Origin of the sequence: Bacillus sp. AY18-3 (genome assembly GCF_008042305.1) — a bacterium.
Taxonomy (GTDB): domain Bacteria; phylum Bacillota; class Bacilli; order Bacillales; family Bacillaceae_G; genus Bacillus_A; species Bacillus_A wiedmannii.
The window spans coordinates 173869-193871 of record NZ_QKQR01000030.1 but is presented as its reverse complement, the minus strand read 5'-3'; the positions used below and the strand labels follow the sequence as shown (position 1 = coordinate 193871).

The window sequence follows — 20003 nt, the reverse complement described above, 5'->3', positions numbered from 1 at the left end:
AAAAAGTGGGTTTTGATTGAGTTGATAGTGTCCTTATAGTAAGTATTCGTTTAAAATAAGAAGAGGTATCGATTCCACTTAAATTTTGTATAATTTATCAGTTCAGAAAATAGAGAATTTTCCATTCTCTTACTATACTTTTAAAACATTAGAGGAGGATTTCCAAATGGCAAATCATGAATTAGATCAATTACGTAAACAGGTAGATGAAATTAACTTACAACTATTACACCTTTTAAACAAACGTGGTGAAATCGTTCAAAAAATTGGGGAGCAAAAGCAAGTACAAGGTACGAAACGTTTTGATCCAGTACGTGAGCGTGAAGTACTTGATATGATCGCAGAGCATAACGAAGGACCATTCGAAACGTCAACAGTTCAACACATTTTCAAAACAATCTTCAAAGCTAGCTTAGAATTACAAGAAGATGATAACCGTAAAGCATTACTAGTATCACGTAAAAAGAAACAAGAAAATACAATCGTTAATGTAAAAGGTGAATTGATTGGAAACGGAACACAAACGTTCATCATGGGACCTTGTGCGGTAGAAAGCTTAGAGCAAGTTCGCCAAGTAGGGCAAGCGATGAAAGACCAAGGTCTAAAATTAATGCGCGGTGGTGCTTTCAAACCAAGAACATCTCCATACGATTTCCAAGGTTTAGGAGTAGAAGGATTACAAATTTTACGCCAAGTAGCAGATGAGTTCGACTTAGCGATCATTAGTGAAATCTTAAATCCGAACGATGTTGAAATGGCGCTAGACTACGTTGATGTAATTCAAGTCGGTGCACGTAACATGCAAAACTTCGATTTATTACGAGCTGTAGGTAAAGTTAACAAGCCAGTATTATTAAAACGTGGATTAGCAGCAACAATTGATGAGTTCATTAACGCAGCTGAGTACATCATTGCACAAGGTAACGACCAAATTATTCTATGTGAGCGTGGTATCCGCACATACGAAAGAGCGACACGTAACACATTAGACATTTCAGCAGTACCGATTTTAAAGAAAGAAACACATTTACCAGTAATCGTTGACGTAACGCATTCAACTGGACGCAGAGATTTATTATTACCAACAGCGAAAGCAGCACTTGCAATTGGTGCAGATGCAGTAATGGCTGAAGTACACCCAGACCCAGCGGTTGCATTATCAGATTCTGCACAACAAATGGATATTCCAGAATTCCATAGATTCATGGATGAGTTAAAAGGTTTCAAAAATAAATTATCTTAATTCCATATCATATATGCGCTGAAGAGGAAACAGTAGTGCTTATCTCACTGTTAAAGAGAGCTGATGGTCGGTGTGAATCAGTACAAAGATAAGCATGAATTACAGCCTTGGAGCATCTTTTCCGCCAACTTTTGGAGGGAAAGACGGTCAAACGATCGTTACAGAAGAAGAGAGGTAGACGATAGTTGTCTACAACTAGGGTGGTACCGCGATAAACATCGTCCCTACTGAGCGCTCAGTAGGGACTTTTTTGTACAAAAAATAGTAAAGGGGCAAGAGAAATGAGATACATTACAGCTGGAGAATCACATGGACCGCAGTTAACAGTTATTTTAGAAGGTGTACCAGCAGGTTTAACATTAACATCGGAACATATTAATAAAGAATTACTAAGAAGACAAAAAGGGCACGGACGCGGAAGACGCATGCAAATAGAAACTGATACAGTTGAAATTGTAAGTGGTGTTCGTCATGGGATGACACTTGGCTCACCAATAACGTTAATCGTTAAAAATGATGATTTCAAACATTGGACGAAAGTAATGGGTGCAGAGCCAATTTCGGAAAAAGAAAGTAAAGATATGAAACGTACAATTACAAAACCACGTCCAGGACATGCAGATTTAAACGGTGCAATTAAATATGGACATCGTGATATAAGAAACGTATTAGAGCGCTCATCTGCAAGAGAAACGACAGTTCGTGTAGCTGCGGGTGCAGTTGCGAAACAAATTTTGAAAGAATTAGGCGTAGAAATTGCAGGGCATGTTCTTGAAATTGGTGGGGTACAAGCGAAACGAATTTCAAACTTACCAATAGAAGAAATTCAAACGATTACTGAAAATTCACCAGTTCGATGTTTAGATAAAGAAGTAGAACAAGAGATGATGGATGCGATAGATAACGCTAAAAGTAGTGGGGATTCAATCGGCGGTATTGTTGAAGTCATTGCAGAAGGTATGCCAATTGGTGTTGGTAGTTACGTTCATTACGATCGTAAATTAGATGCAAAACTTGCTGGTGCAATTATGAGTATTAATGCATTTAAAGGTGCTGAAATTGGCGTTGGTTTTGAAGCAGCAAGACAGCCAGGAAGTAAAGTACACGATGAAATATTATGGGATGAAGAAAATGGATACACGAGAAAAACGAATAATGCCGGCGGTTTAGAAGGCGGTATGACAACAGGAATGCCAATTGTCGTAAGAGGTGTTATGAAGCCAATACCTACATTATACAAACCGTTAGCAAGCGTTGATATTGATACGAAAGAAGCATTCCAAGCGAGTATTGAAAGATCTGATAGTTGTGCAGTACCAGCAGCAGGTGTAGTAGCTGAATCTGTTATAGCATGGGAACTTGCACATGCACTAGTCGAACAATTCGGAAAAGATCGTATGGATTTAATTCAGCAAAACATTACGCAACATAATAAATACGCAAAAGAATTTTAATAAAAAGGTGGTTTTAACATGCAAGTAAAAGATCAACTATCATCATTACAACCATATAAACCAGGTAAATCACCTGAACAAATGAAAGAAGTGTACGGAGATCATTCATTTGTGAAATTAGCATCAAATGAAAATCCATTCGGCTGCTCACCACGTGTTTTAGATGATTTGCAAAAATCGTGGTTGGAACATGCTTTATATCCTGACGGAGGTGCTATAGCGCTTCGTCAAACAATTGCAAATAAGTTACATGTTCAAATGGAACAAATACTTTGCGGTAGTGGTTTAGATGAAGTCATTCAAATAATAAGCCGTGCAGTACTTAGAGCAGGAGATAACATCGTAACGGCTGGTGCAACATTCCCGCAGTACCGTCATCATGCAATTATTGAAGGTTGTGAAGTGAAAGAAATCCCTTTAAATAACGGTGTATACGATTTAGACGAAATTTCGTCAGCAATAAATAATAATACGAAAATCGTATGGATTTGTAATCCGAACAACCCGACAGGCACATATGTGAATGATCGAAAATTGACTCAATTTATTGAAGGTATTAGTGAAAATACGTTAATTGTCATTGATGAAGCGTACTATGAATACGTAACAGCAAAGGATTTCCCAGAGACATTACCGCTTTTAGAAAAACATAAAAACATTCTTGTACTTAGAACATTTTCTAAAGCGTACGGATTAGCTTCTTTCCGCGTTGGATATGCAATTGGACAGGAAGAGCTAATCGAGAAATTAAATGTCGTACGTTTGCCATTTAACGTATCTTCATTAGCGCAAAAAGCAGCGACGATTGCTTTTGGTGATGACGAGTTTATTGAGGAAATAGTTCGTGTGAATATAGAGGGATTACAACAATACGAAAGCTGTTGTAAGGAAAATGAAATTCCGTTTTATCCATCGCAAACAAATTTCATCTTCTTGCCAGTTGAGAATGCTGGGGAGATTTATGAAGCTTGTGCACACGCAGGATTTATTATTCGTCCGTTCCCAAATGGTGTCCGTATTACAGTCGGAACAAGGGAGCAAAATGAAGGAGTGATTTCAGTGTTAAAACAACACTTTGAAAATAAAAAAAGAAAGTCTCGAGATGAGGAAAATGCGTAAAAAGGTAGTTTTAATTGGAACTGGTTTAATCGGAGGCTCTCTCGCATTAGCAATTAAGAAAGAGCACGATGTAACGATAACAGGTTATGATATATTTCAAGAACAAGTAGAGCGTGCAAAAGAATTACATGTAGTAGATGAAGTAGCAGTAGATTTACAGCATGCATGTGAAGAGGCGCATTTAATTGTGTTTGCTTCTCCAGTTGAAGAAACGAAGAAGTTATTACACAAATTAGCGTCATTTCATTTACGAGAAGATGTTATTGTAACAGATGTTGGTAGTACAAAAGGGACGATCATGAATGAAGCGGAAGCTTTATTTTCAAAGGAAGTTTCTTTTATTGGTGGACATCCGATGGCAGGTTCTCATAAAACGGGAGTTGAAAGTGCAAAAGCACATTTATTTGAAAATGCATTTTATATTTTAACGCCGATGAATCATGTGCCAAATGAACATGTGGAAGAACTAAAGCGTTGGTTACAAGGAACAGGGTCTCATTTTCTCGTTCTAAATACGGAGGAACATGATTATGTAACAGGGATCGTTAGTCATTTTCCGCATCTTATCGCAGCTGGATTAGTAAAGCAAGTGGAGAAACATGCAGGAGATAATCCGCTCATTCATCAATTAGCTGCCGGAGGGTTTAAAGACATTACACGTATCGCATCTAGTAGCCCAAAAATGTGGAGTGATATTGTTAAGCAAAATCGCGAGCATTTAATGGTATTATTAAAAGAGTGGATCTCTGAAATGGAAGATTTATATGATACAGTTTCTACCGGAGATGCAGGCGAGATTCAAAACTATTTTGCAGACGCGAAAGAATACCGTGACTCTTTACCAGTACGAAAGAGAGGGGCAATTCCTGCCTATCACGACTTATACGTCGATGTTTTAGATAAAGTAGGGGCATTGGCTCATATTACGAGTATTTTGGCACGTGAAGAAATTAGTATTACGAACTTGCAAATATTAGAAGCACGTGAAGGGTTGCTTGGGGTATTACGTATTAGCTTCCAAAGAGAAGAAGATCGTATGAAAGCAAAGCTAGCGCTTAGAGAAGAAAAATACCAAACTTATGAAACAATTTAAATGAGAAGGTGAAAACATGAAGGAAAGAACAATAGAACCTGTTAATAACGGATTAAATGGTATTATTACAATTCCAGGAGATAAATCCATTTCACACCGCGCTGTCATGTTCGGCGCGATTGCAGAAGGAAAAACAACAATTAAAGGTTTCTTGCCCGGTGCAGACTGTTTAAGTACAATTTCTTGCTTTAAAGAAATGGGAGTAGAAATCGTGCAAAATGGTGATGAAGTCACTGTAGTTGGTAAAGGATTAGAAGGCTTACAAGAACCGAAAGCTGTATTAGATGTTGGTAATTCTGGTACAACAATACGTTTAATGTCAGGAATTTTGGCAAATACACCATTTTTCTCTTGCGTACAAGGTGATGCATCTATCGCAAAAAGACCGATGAAACGTGTTACAAATCCATTAAAACAAATGGGTGCAAACATTGATGGCCGCGAAGAAGGGACGTTTACACCGTTAACAATACGTGGTGGAGATTTAAAAGCAATTGAATACACTTCACCTGTAGCAAGTGCGCAAGTAAAGTCAGCTATTTTACTTGCAGGTCTTCGTGCAGAAGGTGTAACAGCTGTTACAGAACCACATATTTCACGTGATCATACGGAAAGAATGCTTGAAGCATTTGGTGTTAACGTAACTCGCGAGGGAAAAACAGTGAAACTTGCAGGTGGACAGAAGTTAACAGCGACAGACGTTCAAGTACCAGGTGACGTATCATCAGCAGCATTTTTCTTAGTAGCAGGTGCAATTATTCCAAATAGTAAACTAGTATTACAAAATGTAGGAATGAACCCAACTCGTACAGGTATTATTGATGTTTTAGAGAAAATGGGTGCTACTTTTACTGTAGAGCCAATTAACGAAGGAGCATCAGAACCAGCTGCAAATATTACAATTGAAACATCTTCATTAAAAGGAATCGAAATTGGCGGAGATATTATCCCAAGATTAATCGATGAAATTCCTGTTATCGCCTTAGCGGCAACGCAAGCAGAAGGAATTACAGTTATTAAAGACGCACACGAATTAAAAGTAAAAGAAACGAACCGTATTGATACAGTTGTTGCGGAGTTAACGAAACTAGGAGCTCGCATAGAAGCAACTGATGACGGGATGATTATTTACGGAAAATCAGCACTAAAAGGCAATACAGTAAATAGTTACGGTGATCACCGCATCGGAATGATGCTTGCAATTGCCGGCTGTCTAGCAGAAGGAAAAACAACAATTGAAGACGCAGAAGCAGTAGGCGTATCATATCCTACATTCTTCGAAGAACTTCAAAAGTTAGCCAAATAAAGTAATAAAAAGCAGATACGGGATGTATCTGCTTTTTATATTGGATTCGTGTCGTTAAGTCCATATAATTTCATTCACCGCACTGGAATATTGAGAATTATGGTACAATTCAAACAAGGAATGGAGGAGAAATATATGAACGTTATACGATTAAAAGAAGATAGCTTTAGAGAAGCATTACGCTTATCGGAATACGCTTTTCAATATAAAGTTGATGAGGAACGATTGCAACAACAACTTACAAGGATGAAAGAAAGTCATGAAATATACGGTATTATGGAAGGGAAAGATGTAGCAGCAAAACTGCATCTTATTCCGTTTCATATATACATAGGCAAAGAAAAATTTAAAATGGGAGGCGTTGCAGGGGTAGCGACGTATCCAGAGTATAGAAGAAGCGGGTTTGTAAAAGAATTGCTTCAACACTCACTTCAAACGATGAAAAATGACGGATATACAGTATCAATGCTACATCCATTTGCTGTTTCATTTTACCGTAAATACGGCTGGGAACTTTGTGCGAATCTCTTTGTATGTCATATGACAAAGAGTGATTTAGTTATGAAAAAACAAGTAAATGGTACTGTAAAACGTTTCAATAAAGAAAATCACCCAGAAGAGGTCGAAAAGATTTATGAAACATTTGCAGAACGTTTTTCCGGTATGCTAGTTCGCGATGAAAAATGGTGGTTACAAGCTGTTTATGATGATTTAACATTAGCGATTTATTACGATAAAAATAAAACGGCAGCTGGCTACATGCTATATAAAATAGAAAACTATAAAATGACAGTAGAAGAATTTGTTCCACTGCATAATGAAGCGCGAAATGGTCTGTGGAACTTTATTTGTCAGCATGATTCTATGATTAAAGAATTTGAAATGACAGTAAGTGAAAATGAACCGTTATTATATACACTAAAAGAGCCACGCGTGAAAGCAGAAATAAAGCCATATTTTATGGGCAGAATTGTAGATGTGGAGCAGTTCTTAAAACAATATGAGTTAAATTGGAACAATGCACAGCAAGAAGTGATTTTACATATTATAGATTCATTTGCACCGTGGAATAACGTTACAGTGAGGCTTGCAAATCATGAAATAACAATTATAGAAGAAGAAATAAAGGATAAAGGGATTAGGCTAGATATAAATGCATTATCTACTATAATGTTTGGATACAAACGTCCGTTAGAACTTAATGAACTAGAATTAATTAGAGGAAGTGAAGAGGAAATACGAGCGTTTGAGAATATAGTTCCGGTACGTAAAGCATTTATTTATGATTTCTTTTAAAAAATAGGGCTGTCCAAAATCAAATTTTGGGACAGCTTTCTCTTTGGTTGTCGGTTTTTGTCGGTAAGTCGATATATTTTGAAAAACGCTGATATAATTGGAGATGCGCCGATATATCCTGAGAATCGCTGATATAATTAGATTTGCGCTGATATATTCTAATAATCGTTGATATAATTTTTTCACTAAAACGCAACCATACTTTGTCACGCACTTGACTTTTATTCCCTGTAATTTATAATTAAAAACGGAATGAATTTTCATTCCTGGAAATAGAGGTGGAAAAAATGGCTAAAAACAAACAAGAGGATATTTTTGATGCTGCGATGCAACTTTTCGCAGAGCGTGGTTACGATGGTACGACAATTCCAATGATCGCTGAAAAGGCAAAAGTCGGTGCGGGTACTATTTATCGCTATTTTGAAAATAAAGAGGCACTTGTTAACTCATTATTTTCAAAAAGTATGTTAGAGCTTTCTGAAATGATAAAAACGGATTTTCCTGTTGAAGCAAATATTCGTGAACAGTTTAGTCATACGTACAACCGTTTATTTGAATTTGCGAGAAACAATGTGGATGCTTTTTTATTTACAAATTCTCACTGTGATAGTTATTTTCTTGATGAACAGAGTAAGAAAATATTTGATGATTTTATAGGCTTCTTTATGAAGATTATTGAAGATGGAATCGCAAAAGGTTTTCTTCGTCCGTTGCCTCCAGTTGCTTTAATTATTATTGTATATCAACCGCTAGAAAAACTAACGAAGGTAATTGCAACGGGGCAATTAGAATACTCAAAAGAATTAGTAAAAGAATTGGAAGAAAGTTCTTGGAACGCTATTAGAATCATTTGATTCTATAGCTTATAAGTATAGGAATGAACATTCATTCCGGAAAAGGTAGTTTAATAGAATTTAAAAAATAATGTAATAGAATGATGGGAATGAACGTTCATTCCGAAAAAAGTATATTTAAAAGGATAGGAATGAATATTCATTCCTATTAAATTTTCAAAACGGGAGATGATTAAAATGAGTAAGCTGAAAAATTGGAGAAGTTTATCTTTTCTATTATGGATAGTTATTACTATTACAATGATCGTAACGATGCCTAATATGGATAAATTAGTGAAAGAAAAAGGGCACATTACGATTCCTAATATAGAACAAAGTAGTATTGCTGACAAGATGATAAAAGAGATGGATAAAGACGGGACTGAAAAGTATGAAATTATAGCTGTTTTTAATAGTGGAAGTAAAACAGCTTTAACAACTGAGCAAAAAGAGGAGATAATAAAAACAATCAATGCTTTACAAAATGAAAAAGTGAAATTAGGAATTAAGGAAGTTGTTTCACATTTAGATAATAAAGATTTGGAAAAACAATTGATATCTAAAGACAATACGACCATTTTAACGCAAATCTCTGTAGATAAAAAAAATGGTGAAATATCAAAAGTTGCAAATGGGCTTCATAAAAAAGTGCAAACGAAAGGGGTAAAAACGTACTTAACAGGAAGTGATTTAATAGCGGGTGATTTTCTTACTTCCTCTCAAGAGGGAGTGAAGAAGACAGAAGTTATTTCTATCATTTTCATTCTAGTTGTATTAATCATTGTATTTCGTTCACCAATTGTTCCAATTGTATCTCTTCTTACAGTGGGTGTATCATATTTAGTTTCAATGGGGATTATTGCACATCTAGTAGATCAATTTAATTTTCCGTTTTCTAACTTTACACAAGTGTTTGTAGTTGTTGTCCTGTTTGGAGTTGGAACAGACTATAACATTTTATTATATACAAGATTTAAAGAAGAATTAAGTAAACAAGAAAATGCATTTTTGGCTACGAAAGAAACGTTTAAATCAGCAGGGAAAACCGTTTTATATAGCGGGATAGCAGTACTAATCGGTTTTGCATCTCTTGCTTTAGCAAGTTTTAAATTATATCAATCTACTTCAGCAGTAGCAATTGGTGTCGCAGTATTATTACTCGTATTAACTACGTTAAATCCATTTTTCATGGTGCTTTTAGGAAAAGGAATGTTTTATCCAGTTAAAACATTTAAAGGTCATGAGGATAGTCGATTATGGGGATTTCTTGCGAAAAACTCAGTAGCAAGACCATTTGTCGCTTTAATCATTGTATTTGTGATATCGATTCCTTTCGTAATGAAATACTCTAACACACTAAATTACAATGATTTATTTGAAGTAGATAATAAATATGAATCGAAAATGGGGATTAACGTAATAGAAGAGCATTTTCCACCAGGTTTTTCTTCACCAAGTACGTTAGTCATTCAATCAGATAACAAGTTAGATGAGGCGAGTTCGCTTCAAACTTTAGACGAACTAACTGATAAGATTTTGAAAGTGAAAGGTGTTTCAGAAGTATATTCACCGACGCGTCCAACCGGTGAAAGGATAAAAGAACTATATATAAATAAACAAGCGGGAGAACTAAATACAGGATTAGGAGATGCCAATGGTGGTATAAAGGAAATTAATGATGGATTAACTACTGCGAAAGATAAAATGGGTAGTAAAGATTCAAATAGTCTTGCAAACGTTCAAAAATTAATTGATGGAACAACGGAAGCGAAAAATGGTGTAACAGCATTAGGAACAGCTTTAGATCAACTTTCAAATGGCATAAATGACGGAGCACAAGGTGCGCAGCAAATTGAGAGTGGGTTAACTTCAGTAAATGAAAATATTAGTGTATTATCTAATGCAACTTCACAACTTCATGCTGGTTATTCGCAGTTAGAAAAAGGTTTAAGTTCCTACGATCAATACTTCGGAAGTATTTCTCAAGCGATTGATGGTGCGAAAAAAGGCTATGAACAAATTGAAATGTTAATGACGAATTTCATTCAAACGAAACCAGAATTAGCAAATGATCCGAACATACTGAAAACGATAGGGGTCGCTAAAGAGGCTCAAAAGCAATTAGGTGAGCTTTCAAATGAATTAAATAAATTAGCAACGCAACATAAAGCGGCCATGGGTTCATTTAAAGAAGCGAATCAAGCGTTATCGAAAGTGGATAACGGCTTAAAAGGCATGAGCGATGGAGTTACTAAGTTACAAAAAGGAGCAGCTGATCTTAAAAATGGATTAAATGAAGGTGCTACAGGTTCAAAACAAATTGCGAACAAGTCATCTGAGTTACAAACCGGATTAACAAAAATAAACGACGGGCAAGGTCAGCTATTAACCGGGCTGAAAGACTTGCAAGAACAGATGGGGCAATTACAATCAGGATTATCTAAAAGTACAGAAGGGCTTGAAAAGGTAAGTAACGGCCTAGGAGATGCTCAAAAATATTTAGGAGAACTAAATGAATCAAAAAGCTCTGAGAAATTTTATATCCCAAAAGAAATTTTAGAGGGAGAAGATTTCCAAAAAGCATTGAATACGTACATGCCACATGATAGAAAGACTGCTAAAATGACAATCATTTTAGACGTAAATCCGTATTCAAAAGAAGCGATGCCAATCATTGAAGAAATTAATAAAACGATAGACGGTACGTTAAATGGTACAGAATTAAAATCGGTGAAAAAAGCAATCGGCGGCACAACAGCTAGAAACGTTGATTTAAAAGAAGTAACAGGCCAAGATTTCATACGTACAGCTACAATTATGTTAATTGGAATTGCGATTGTATTAATCGTTATTACACGGTCATTTTTAAATACAATCTTTATTATTGGATCTTTAATATTAGCTTATTTTGCATCACTTGGCATAAGTGAACAAATTAGTACACACGTATTAAACGTAGAGTCATTAAGCTGGAATGTGCCATTCTTTAGTTTTATTATGATTGTCGCTTTAGGTGTGGATTATAGTATTTTTGTAATGATGCGATACAATGAGTTAGAAGGGGATCCCGCAACGAAAATTGTAAATGCATCTCGTCACATAGGAGGAGTTGTATTATCAGCGGCACTTATTTTAGGCGGAACATTTGCTGCATTAATCCCTTCAGGTGTATTGACGCTTATACAAGTAGCATCTGTTGTTGGTGTTGCACTGTTACTACTAGCTATCATTGTGATGCCAATATTACTACCTGCTTTAATAGGATTAACGAGTAAAATGAAGAATTATACGAAGAAATTAAGTAAAAGAAAATAAGAAGAATCCCCTTTTAAAAGGGGATTCTTCTTATTTAATAAACTTTTCCATCACGTCTTTATATTTTGCAAACTTTTCATCTTTCATTTCGCCATTTATTTGTATAGGAAGTGAGCGATAAACATTATGCTCCAATTATAAATATTTTGTTCAAAATAACTCCTCTTTAAATTGTGAAATTTGCTTCTATATAATATTGTTTCGTTAAAAAACAAACATTTTATTCAAGGTAGAAAAGGGATGAATAGCAATCAACCGTTGCTATTCATCCATCTTCTACTATATAATAGCTATAGTCTACAATAATTGAGTCGTAATATGCGATTTTTTAAGACAATCGGTGAGAAAACGCTGAAATAAGCGGTATTAGTAGGAGGACACAAATGATTACAGTAAGTAACGTTAGTTTGCGTTTCGCGGATCGCAAATTATTTGAAGATGTTAACATAAAATTCACGCCAGGTAACTGCTACGGTTTAATCGGAGCAAACGGTGCGGGTAAATCAACATTTCTAAAGATTTTATCTGGAGAAATCGAACAATCAACAGGTGATATACATATTACGCCAGGTGAGCGTCTAGCAGTATTAAAACAGAACCACTTCGAATATGAAGAGTTCCCAGTATTAGAAACAGTAATTATGGGTCACACGCAACTTTATAAAGTAATGCAAGAGAAAAATGCCATTTACATGAAAGAAGACTTTAGTGATGAAGATGGTATGCGTGCTGCTGAACTTGAAGGTGAGTTCGCTGAGCTTAACGGTTGGGAAGCAGAATCAGAAGCTGCAATCCTTCTTAAAGGTTTAGGTATTGGTGAAGATGTTCATGATAAGAAATTGTCAGAATTAACTGGGGCAGAGAAAGTAAAAGTATTACTTGCTCAAGCATTATTCGGTAAACCTGACATTCTATTACTAGATGAGCCTACCAACCACTTGGACTTAAAAGCGATTCAATGGTTAGAAAACTTCTTAATGAACTTTGAAAATACAGTAATCGTTGTATCCCATGACCGTCACTTCTTAAATAAAGTTTGTACGCACATGGCTGATCTTGATTTCGGTAAAATTCAACTTTATGTTGGTAACTATGACTTCTGGTATGAGTCAAGCCAATTAGCTTTAAAATTAACACAAGATGCTAATAAGAAAAAAGAAGAGAAAGTAAAAGAGTTACAAAACTTCATTGCACGCTTTAGCTCAAACGCATCTAAAGCGAAACAAGCAACTTCTCGTAAAAAATTATTAGATAAAATTACATTAGATGATATTAGACCATCATCACGTCGTTACCCATTTGTTGGCTTTACACCTGAGCGTGAAATAGGAAATGACTTATTAACTGTTGAAGGTCTTTCTAAAACAATTGATGGTGAAAAAGTGTTAGATAATGTGTACTTCACTTTAAATAAAGGTGATAAAGTTGCATTTATCGGTCGTAACGATATTGCGATGACAACATTATTTAAAATCCTTATGGGTGAAATGGAGCCAGATAGCGGTTCATTCAAATGGGGCGTTACAACATCTCAATCTTACTTCCCAAGAGATAACTCTAAATACTTTGAGAACAGTGACTCCAACTTAGTTGATTGGTTACGCCAATTCTCTCCACAAGATGAGTCAGAAAGCTTCTTACGTGGTTTCTTAGGCCGTATGTTATTCTCAGGTGAAGAAGTTAAGAAGAAAGTTTCTGTATTATCTGGAGGCGAAAAAGTTCGTTGTATGCTATCTAAAATGATGTTAAGTGGTGCGAACGTAATCACACTTGACGATCCAACGAACCACTTAGACCTTGAGTCTATCACTGCATTAAACAACGGTTTAATCGCATTTAAAGGTACAATGTTATTCACATCTCATGACCATCAGTTCGTACAAACAATTGCAAACCGCATTATCGAAGTAACGCCAAACGGTGTAATCGATAAAGAGGCTACTTACGATGAGTTCTTAGAAAATGAAGAACTTCAAAAACAAGTAGAAGCAATGTACAAAGGTCAATAATAAATGATGAAAAACTTCGCTCTCTTTATGAGAGCGAGGTTTTTTTATAATCTTTTATTTTATGAATTGTGAATAATTATACAGAAATAACTTTAGAGAAGAAAAGACCTTTTGATGTTATATATAGAAAGGTCTGTATCAAGAATAAACTTGAAATATATGAAGGAATTTAATATACACCGAAAAAACAAATACTATCTATTGTGAATTTCATTATATTACATTAATGTTCCAGAACTGGAGACATATTTATTTGCGAAGCAGTAAAGAAAGGTTTATAGTATGTGGAGTCATAATTAGTGGATGAGACTTGGGAGAAAACAGAAAATGTTACAAATTTATTTTATTAAATAGAAACCAAGGTCAAAATGTCTAGAAAGAAATAGTTGAATAAATACTAGCTTCAAATTATAATTACTAATATTCTTCAATTAGTTAAACAAACAAAATCTATTTGAAGATAAAAAATTGAATAGAGACAGACTTATAAAAAAATAAGCCTTGGATGATCAAAAGAGGTGGAGAGATGAAACAATTACTATTAAAGAGTAAGCGAGTGTTAAGCAATCACTTTGGATTTTTCGTGTTTGCCATTATTTTATTCTGGTTAAAAACATACGCAGCATATGTGACAGAATTTAATTTAGGGATATCCAACACAATCCAAAAGTTTTTACTGTTTTTCAACCCGTTAAGCTCAGCGGTTTTATTTTTAGGGCTCGCATTATTCGCAAAGGGGAAACGTGCTTACATTTGGTTAATTGTTATTAATTTGTTAATGTCTATACTGTTATACGCAAACGTAGTATATTATCGCTTTTTCAGTGACTTTATTACGTTCCCGACATTAACACAAACGAATAACTTTGGAGATTTAGGTGGTAGTATTTTTGCATTGCTACACGCATATGATCCACTATATTTCTTAGATACAATCATTTTAATCGTTTTAGTTGCAACAAAATTTGCAAATCCAAAACCAATTCGTGTTGCGAAACATAAAGTATCACTAGTATTTGTAGCAGGTATTTTATTATTCAGCATTAATTTAGGTCTTGCAGAATCCGATCGTCCTGAATTATTAACAAGAACATTTGACCGCAATTACATTGTGAAATATTTAGGGGCATACAACTATACGATTTATGATGGCATTCAAAGTGCGAAAGCATCAACAGAACGAGCGTTAGCTGATGGAGATAATATGACAGAGGTTAGAAATTATCTTGCATCAACATATGCAAGTCCTAATCCTGAGTACTTCGGTAAAGGAAAAGGAATGAACGTAATTTATATTCATTTAGAGTCATTCCAAAACTTTTTAATTGATTATAAATTAAACGGGCAAGAAGTTACACCGTTCTTAAATTCATTTACAAAAGATGCGAATACGCTATACTTTGATAACTTCTTCCATCAAACAGGACAAGGTAAAACATCTGATGCTGAGTTCATGCTAGAAAACTCAATGTATGGGTTACCACAAGGATCTGTTTTTACAAATAAAGCTCATAACACGTATCAATCAGCACCAGCTATTTTAGGTCAACAAGGATACACATCAGCTGTATTCCATGGTAATTACAAAACGTTCTGGAACCGTGATGATATTTATAAATCATTTGGTTTCAATAAATTTTTTGATGCGTCATACTATGATATGAATGAAAAAGATGTAGTAAACTATGGATTAAAAGATAAACCGTTCTTTAACGAATCAATTCCGTTATTACAAACATTGAAACAACCGTTCTATACGAAGTTCATTACGTTATCGAACCATTTCCCTTATCCAATTGATAAAGCGGAAGCAACAATTGAACCAGCGACTACAGGTGATTCATCAGTAGATACGTACTTCCAAACAGCACGTTATTTAGATGAGTCTGTAAAAGGATTTTTGGATTACTTGAAACAATCTGGTTTATACGATAACTCAATTATCGTTATGTACGGTGATCATTACGGTATTTCAGATAACCATGGCGCAGCAATGTCTCAAGTAATGGGTAAAGAAATGAACTCATTTGAAAATGCACAACTGCAACGTGTGCCATTAATCATTCGTGTTCCAGGAATGAAGGGCGGCGTACAACATCAATACGGCGGAGAAATTGATGTTCTGCCGACACTATTACACTTACTAGGTACAGATACGAAAAATTATGTCCAGTTCGGATCAGATTTATTATCACCAGAGCATAAACAAGTCGTTCCATTCCGTAACGGTAACTACGTAAGTCCAACAGTGACTGCACTAAACGGCAAATACTATGATACAGCGACTGGTAACGCTGTTGAATTAACAGACGAAATAAAACAAAATGAACAAATGGTTCAAAAATCACTAAAATACTCTGACCAAGTCGTAAACGGAGACTTATTACGATTCTACACACCGGAAGGTTTTACACCAGTAGATCGTTCGAAGTACAACTATAACCATCGTGATAAAAATAAAACGAAGGTAAAGACGACTGAAGACGGGGAAACGAAATAAATATTAAAGAGCGCTACTCATTTGAGTAGCGCTTTTGTTTGTACATATAACGTTGTCATTATATAGAATTATCTTTCGTTTTTTGTTTCATCTTTCCAAAGAATACTACACCGGCAATGATAATAATGATAAATGCCCATTTTATGAAAGGATTACTTTCGAAAAATCCAGCGAACCATTTCTCATCTACAATCATTTTCGCAGCAGTATAAGCTAAAACAGCTGCTCCAATCGTAATGATGACAGGGAATCTATCGACCCATTTTAAAATTAAGGTACTGCCCCATACTACTACTGGAATAGATACTAATAGTCCAATGATTACTAAAGAAAAATTACCATGCGCAGCTCCTGCAACAGCGAGAACATTATCAATTCCCATTAATGCATCAGCTATAATAATGGTTTTAATAGCAGACCAAAATCCTTCTTCTGCCTTAATATCATGATCTTTACCTTCAGCAATTAATTTGTAAGCGATCCATATAAGGAGTACACCACCAATTAGAAGTAGCCCTGGTATTTTTAATAACCAAACGACAACTAAAGTAGCGAGGGCTCTAATCGCGATTGCCCCGATAGTTCCCCAAATAATAACTTTCTTTTGCTGATCTTTCGGTAATCGCCTTGCTGCTAACCCAATTACAATGGCATTATCACCGGCTAACACTAAATCAATTACAATGATGGCAAGTAAGGCAGACAAATATTCGGTTGAAAGAAAATCCATATACACATCACTCCTTAAGAGTAATATGTGCTAAAGTGTTGATAATATAAAAAATAGGATTGAATTTGTATACTCAATCCATAATTTCTTACTGTATTTTGATATATATGTTTTAATTCCGTATAAGTCGCTTTTGCAATTTTTTTTGCTTGTCGTTTCTTTTTCTTAATTTTCGATTCATCTTTTTGATACGATTTTCTTTTCTATTATCCCAGTTATCACTTCTGATTTCATTAATAGATTTATCTTCCTTAGCACGAAAACGTCTGACTTTTTTTACAAAGGAAAGGGGGATTTTGCCGATAACACCTTGTTTTTCTAATGAGGCCTCTTTACCTTTATACCAATCAGGATGAGATAATAAATAGTCGAAGTCGAATATTAATCTGTACTCTTCATCCATAAAAGTAAACCAGTCTTTTAATGTTCGTTTATTTGTTTGATGAAAATACATAGAGCTAGCAGTCATGGCACAACACCAGTAACTAATATCACTCCATAGTACCCATTCATTCGGCACATCAAGTGTTAAAATTACCATTTTTGAATTTTCTCTACCCCAGGCTTTAGTATTTCGATCTGGATAATTATTTGCTTCCCAGACCCAAATAGGATAGTTACCTTCGTAGTGGGGTGATCTTTTTTTAGCTACACGTACCATCCAATCGTATGAGTATATAAAATCGGGATCGATGTTTTCTTTACTTCCTTCTAAATAACCAAGTTTTTTAAATTGTTTCCATGCTGCTTCAGTTTGAACTGTATATACTATCATGTGACACCTACTCATTTAAACTAGCCTATAGTATAACATGACATGTTTTTAAGTTAAATTAATGTGATTCTTAATTTCTATTCATATAAGGGAAGGAGGGAGTTGAATTGAATATACGAGAAGTAATACCCAATGCGATAAAAAAAGACTCAATAACCTACTAGAGGAAATCAAGTCTTTTTCATTACATACGATTATCGTGCCAGAAGTTTAATGGGAAGTGTTCGTTCTCACTATAACTTTCTAATTCATATCCTTTTTCTTTCAGCCCCTTAATAATTCCAGGTACTGCTTTAACGGATTGTGGATGAATGTCGTGCATAAGAATAACTTCTGTCGGTTTGTTAGCACCATTTAGAACGTTTTCGACAATTTTAGCTGATGCAGCGTCAACAGGCATTTTGTTATATTTCCAGTCTAAAGAATCAATTGTCCAATCCCAAACTTTCAAGCCATTTTCTACAACTTTGTTACGAAGAGCTTCGTTTAATCCTGGCATTGAACCGTAAGATGGACGAGTTAATACTGGTGATTTACCTAGAACGCCAGCGATTAAGCCTTGGTCTTCCTTCATTTCATCTACGTAATGACCTTCTGTGTAAAGTTTCTTGTAGTTATGAGTCATACTGTGCATCCCAACGTAGTGGCCTTCAGCATCTTCACGTTTTACAAGATCAGGGAATGCTTTTACGTTTGAACCAATTAGGAAAAATGTTGCTTTTGCATTTTCTCTCTTTAACATATCTAAAAGCTCAGCTGTGAATTTTCCAGGACCATCATCAAATGTTAAATAAGCTACTTTTCTAACTTGCCCATTATATTGTTTTGGAGCTTCTTTCGGTGCAAGAGATGATTGAATTTCACTTACAAGTTGAACAGATTTTGCTTCATCCTCTGTACTTGCTAGAGCAATATGTGCTGATCCTAAAGCTGCTTCGTATGTAAATAATACCCCCGCGCAAATCAACATAGCCCTTTTTACTAAAGTTGTCATTCGAATTCCATTGTGCATAATTTTCCTTCTCTCTATAAAAGTTCTACTCTACTATATTAGCAATTATAGGGAGGTAATTGCAAAAAAACTTTTTTACAAATGCAAAAAAGTTTGTTCAAAAATATGCAAGATTTTGTATCAATTGCAGTCTTGAAAAAACAGGGTGATTTTAATGTTTATTATGAAAATTTTCAAGAATCAAATTTGGTTCTTCTAATAATGATGTAGGTGGTTTTTAGGGGAATCGATATCAAAATGAAAGGGGACTAATCATACTTTCGTAGCATTTCATTTTCATTCCAATTATTGATTCGAATATTTTTGTTTTCTATTAAAATATTGGTATAGAAAAAATTAAATTTTAGTCTGGGGAACATTTGATATTATCGGAAGAACTATTTATTTCATCTCAATATTTACATAACTACTTTTATATGAATTTAATACTAAAGTCCTACTATTTATAAACTAATAGGTCTTTCAACTTAGGTAGTTCTCACACTAATGAGGGATATGAAAGGAAATATATGTAACTTATAATAATTACTATAAAGCTTTGGAAAATGAAAAGGAGGAGATTTGCATGAAAAATTGGGTTCAATTTAGAATGGCAAGACCAACAGATAAATTTGAAGAAGTTATAAGTTTTTATGAGACGGGGTTAGGATTAAAGCGTATAGGAGAATTTCACAATCATGAAGGATATGATGGAGTTATGTTTGGATTACCGGATGCCGAGTATCATTTGGAGTTTACAACGCATGTTAATGGAAGTCCATGTCCGGCACCGACAAAAGATAATTTACTAGTTTTTTATATGCCTAATAAAAATGAAATTGAAAAAATAGTGAATCGATTAAGTAATATGGGCTATCATGAGGTAGAACCAGAAAATCCGTATTGGATAGAGAAAGGGACCACAATAGAGGATCCAGATGGTTGGAGAATTGTACTTATGAACGCATTTGAATAAAGAAGCTCTTTTTGTATGAAATAGCACGTTTTTATAATGAAACTGGTATGAAAATAGGGACGTCTGCGGCAGCGAATTTATTAGCTGCTAAACAAATTGGAAAAGAAAAAGGTGCGAATTTTAATGTAGTTACAGTTTTTCCGGACGCAGTGTCTATAGAAGAGTGGTCAGATGTAAAGAGCTTACAACAAATATAGAGAAAATCGAATAAATAAAAGTTCTTTCATATTCTATTTCTTATACTTTGGAAAATTGATGAAATGAAAACCTGTATATGTAAAATGTACAGGTTTTTCGTGGTTGTGTTAGTTATCTGTAGAAACTTTAAAATTTCACATATCGTATTTAAAGAAATAAATATAG

At 34.9% G+C, this 20003-nt stretch carries 14 protein-coding genes, 1 pseudogene and 1 other annotated feature; of the genes and pseudogenes, 12 read left to right on the top strand and 3 right to left on the bottom strand.

Going from position 1 to position 20003, the window contains the following annotated elements; genetic code table 11:
• The first annotated feature begins 166 nt into the window (after positions 1–166).
• The 10 genes from DM800_RS23685 (at position 167) to ltaS (ending at position 16168) form a co-directional block, all read left to right on the top strand.
• Positions 167–1243, top strand: coding sequence for a bifunctional 3-deoxy-7-phosphoheptulonate synthase/chorismate mutase (locus DM800_RS23685; protein ID WP_001273578.1), 1077 nt, complete (start codon positions 167–169; stop codon positions 1241–1243).
• Positions 1244–1252: 9 nt separating this feature from the next.
• Positions 1253–1472: a binding site (T-box leader), on the top strand.
• 52 nt (positions 1473–1524) lie between these two features.
• Positions 1525–2697, top strand: a complete 1173-nt coding sequence (gene aroC, locus DM800_RS23680; RefSeq protein ID WP_061673330.1) for a chorismate synthase — start codon at positions 1525–1527, stop codon at positions 2695–2697.
• Between the two features lie 18 nt (positions 2698–2715).
• Positions 2716–3816, top strand: a complete 1101-nt coding sequence (gene hisC, locus DM800_RS23675) for a histidinol-phosphate transaminase (protein ID WP_147787716.1) — start codon at positions 2716–2718, stop codon at positions 3814–3816.
• Complete coding sequence (tyrA, locus tag DM800_RS23670; protein WP_001228146.1) at positions 3809–4909, top strand: prephenate dehydrogenase; 1101 nt, start codon at positions 3809–3811, stop codon at positions 4907–4909. The genes hisC and tyrA overlap by 8 nt, the downstream gene beginning before the upstream one ends.
• A 16-nt stretch (positions 4910–4925) precedes the next feature.
• Positions 4926–6215 (top strand): 3-phosphoshikimate 1-carboxyvinyltransferase, encoded by a 1290-nt coding sequence (gene aroA / locus DM800_RS23665; protein WP_000664597.1) that lies wholly within the window; start codon positions 4926–4928, stop codon positions 6213–6215.
• A 135-nt stretch (positions 6216–6350) separates the two neighbouring features.
• On the top strand, positions 6351–7511 hold the full coding sequence (locus tag DM800_RS23660; protein WP_147787715.1) for a GNAT family N-acetyltransferase: 1161 nt from the start codon (positions 6351–6353) through the stop codon (positions 7509–7511).
• A 287-nt stretch (positions 7512–7798) separates the two neighbouring features.
• Positions 7799–8365 carry a TetR/AcrR family transcriptional regulator gene (locus DM800_RS23655; RefSeq protein WP_147787714.1) on the top strand — a complete coding sequence of 189 codons (567 nt, stop codon included), beginning with the start codon at positions 7799–7801 and terminating at the stop codon, positions 8363–8365.
• Between the two features lie 177 nt (positions 8366–8542).
• Positions 8543–11659: an MMPL family transporter gene (locus DM800_RS23650; protein ID WP_147787713.1), complete on the top strand. Its 3117-nt coding sequence runs from the start codon at positions 8543–8545 to the stop codon at positions 11657–11659.
• A 383-nt stretch (positions 11660–12042) separates the two neighbouring features.
• The gene (locus DM800_RS23645) at positions 12043–13668 is read left to right on the top strand and encodes an ABC-F family ATP-binding cassette domain-containing protein (protein WP_000633870.1); all 1626 of its coding nucleotides are present in this window, start codon (positions 12043–12045) and stop codon (positions 13666–13668) included.
• A gap of 526 nt (positions 13669–14194) precedes the next feature.
• A complete protein-coding gene (ltaS, locus tag DM800_RS23635) occupies positions 14195–16168 on the top strand; it encodes a lipoteichoic acid synthase (RefSeq protein ID WP_060487155.1) in 1974 nt (657 codons plus the stop codon).
• 58 nt (positions 16169–16226) lie between these two features.
• Here the strand turns inward: ltaS and DM800_RS23630 are convergent, their stop codons facing one another.
• The 3 genes from DM800_RS23630 to DM800_RS23620 form a co-directional block, all read right to left on the bottom strand.
• On the bottom strand, positions 16227–16898 hold the full coding sequence (locus tag DM800_RS23630; protein WP_088082048.1) for a TerC family protein: 672 nt from the start codon (positions 16896–16898) through the stop codon (positions 16227–16229).
• A 112-nt stretch (positions 16899–17010) separates the two neighbouring features.
• On the bottom strand, positions 17011–17673 hold the full coding sequence (locus DM800_RS23625) for a DUF3841 domain-containing protein (RefSeq protein WP_147787712.1): 663 nt from the start codon (positions 17671–17673) through the stop codon (positions 17011–17013).
• Between the two features lie 184 nt (positions 17674–17857).
• Positions 17858–18685 (bottom strand): peptidoglycan-N-acetylglucosamine deacetylase, encoded by an 828-nt coding sequence (locus DM800_RS23620; RefSeq protein ID WP_147787711.1) that lies wholly within the window; start codon positions 18683–18685, stop codon positions 17858–17860.
• Between the two features lie 565 nt (positions 18686–19250).
• Here DM800_RS23620 and DM800_RS23615 point away from each other — a divergent pair.
• Both DM800_RS23615 and DM800_RS23610 read left to right on the top strand, forming a co-directional pair.
• Positions 19251–19640 (top strand): VOC family protein, encoded by a 390-nt coding sequence (locus DM800_RS23615; RefSeq protein WP_087983772.1) that lies wholly within the window; start codon positions 19251–19253, stop codon positions 19638–19640.
• 11 nt (positions 19641–19651) lie between these two features.
• Positions 19652–19837: pseudogene (locus tag DM800_RS23610) on the top strand (cysteine synthase family protein); the annotation flags it as partial.
• Between the last annotated feature and the right edge of the window lie 166 nt (positions 19838–20003).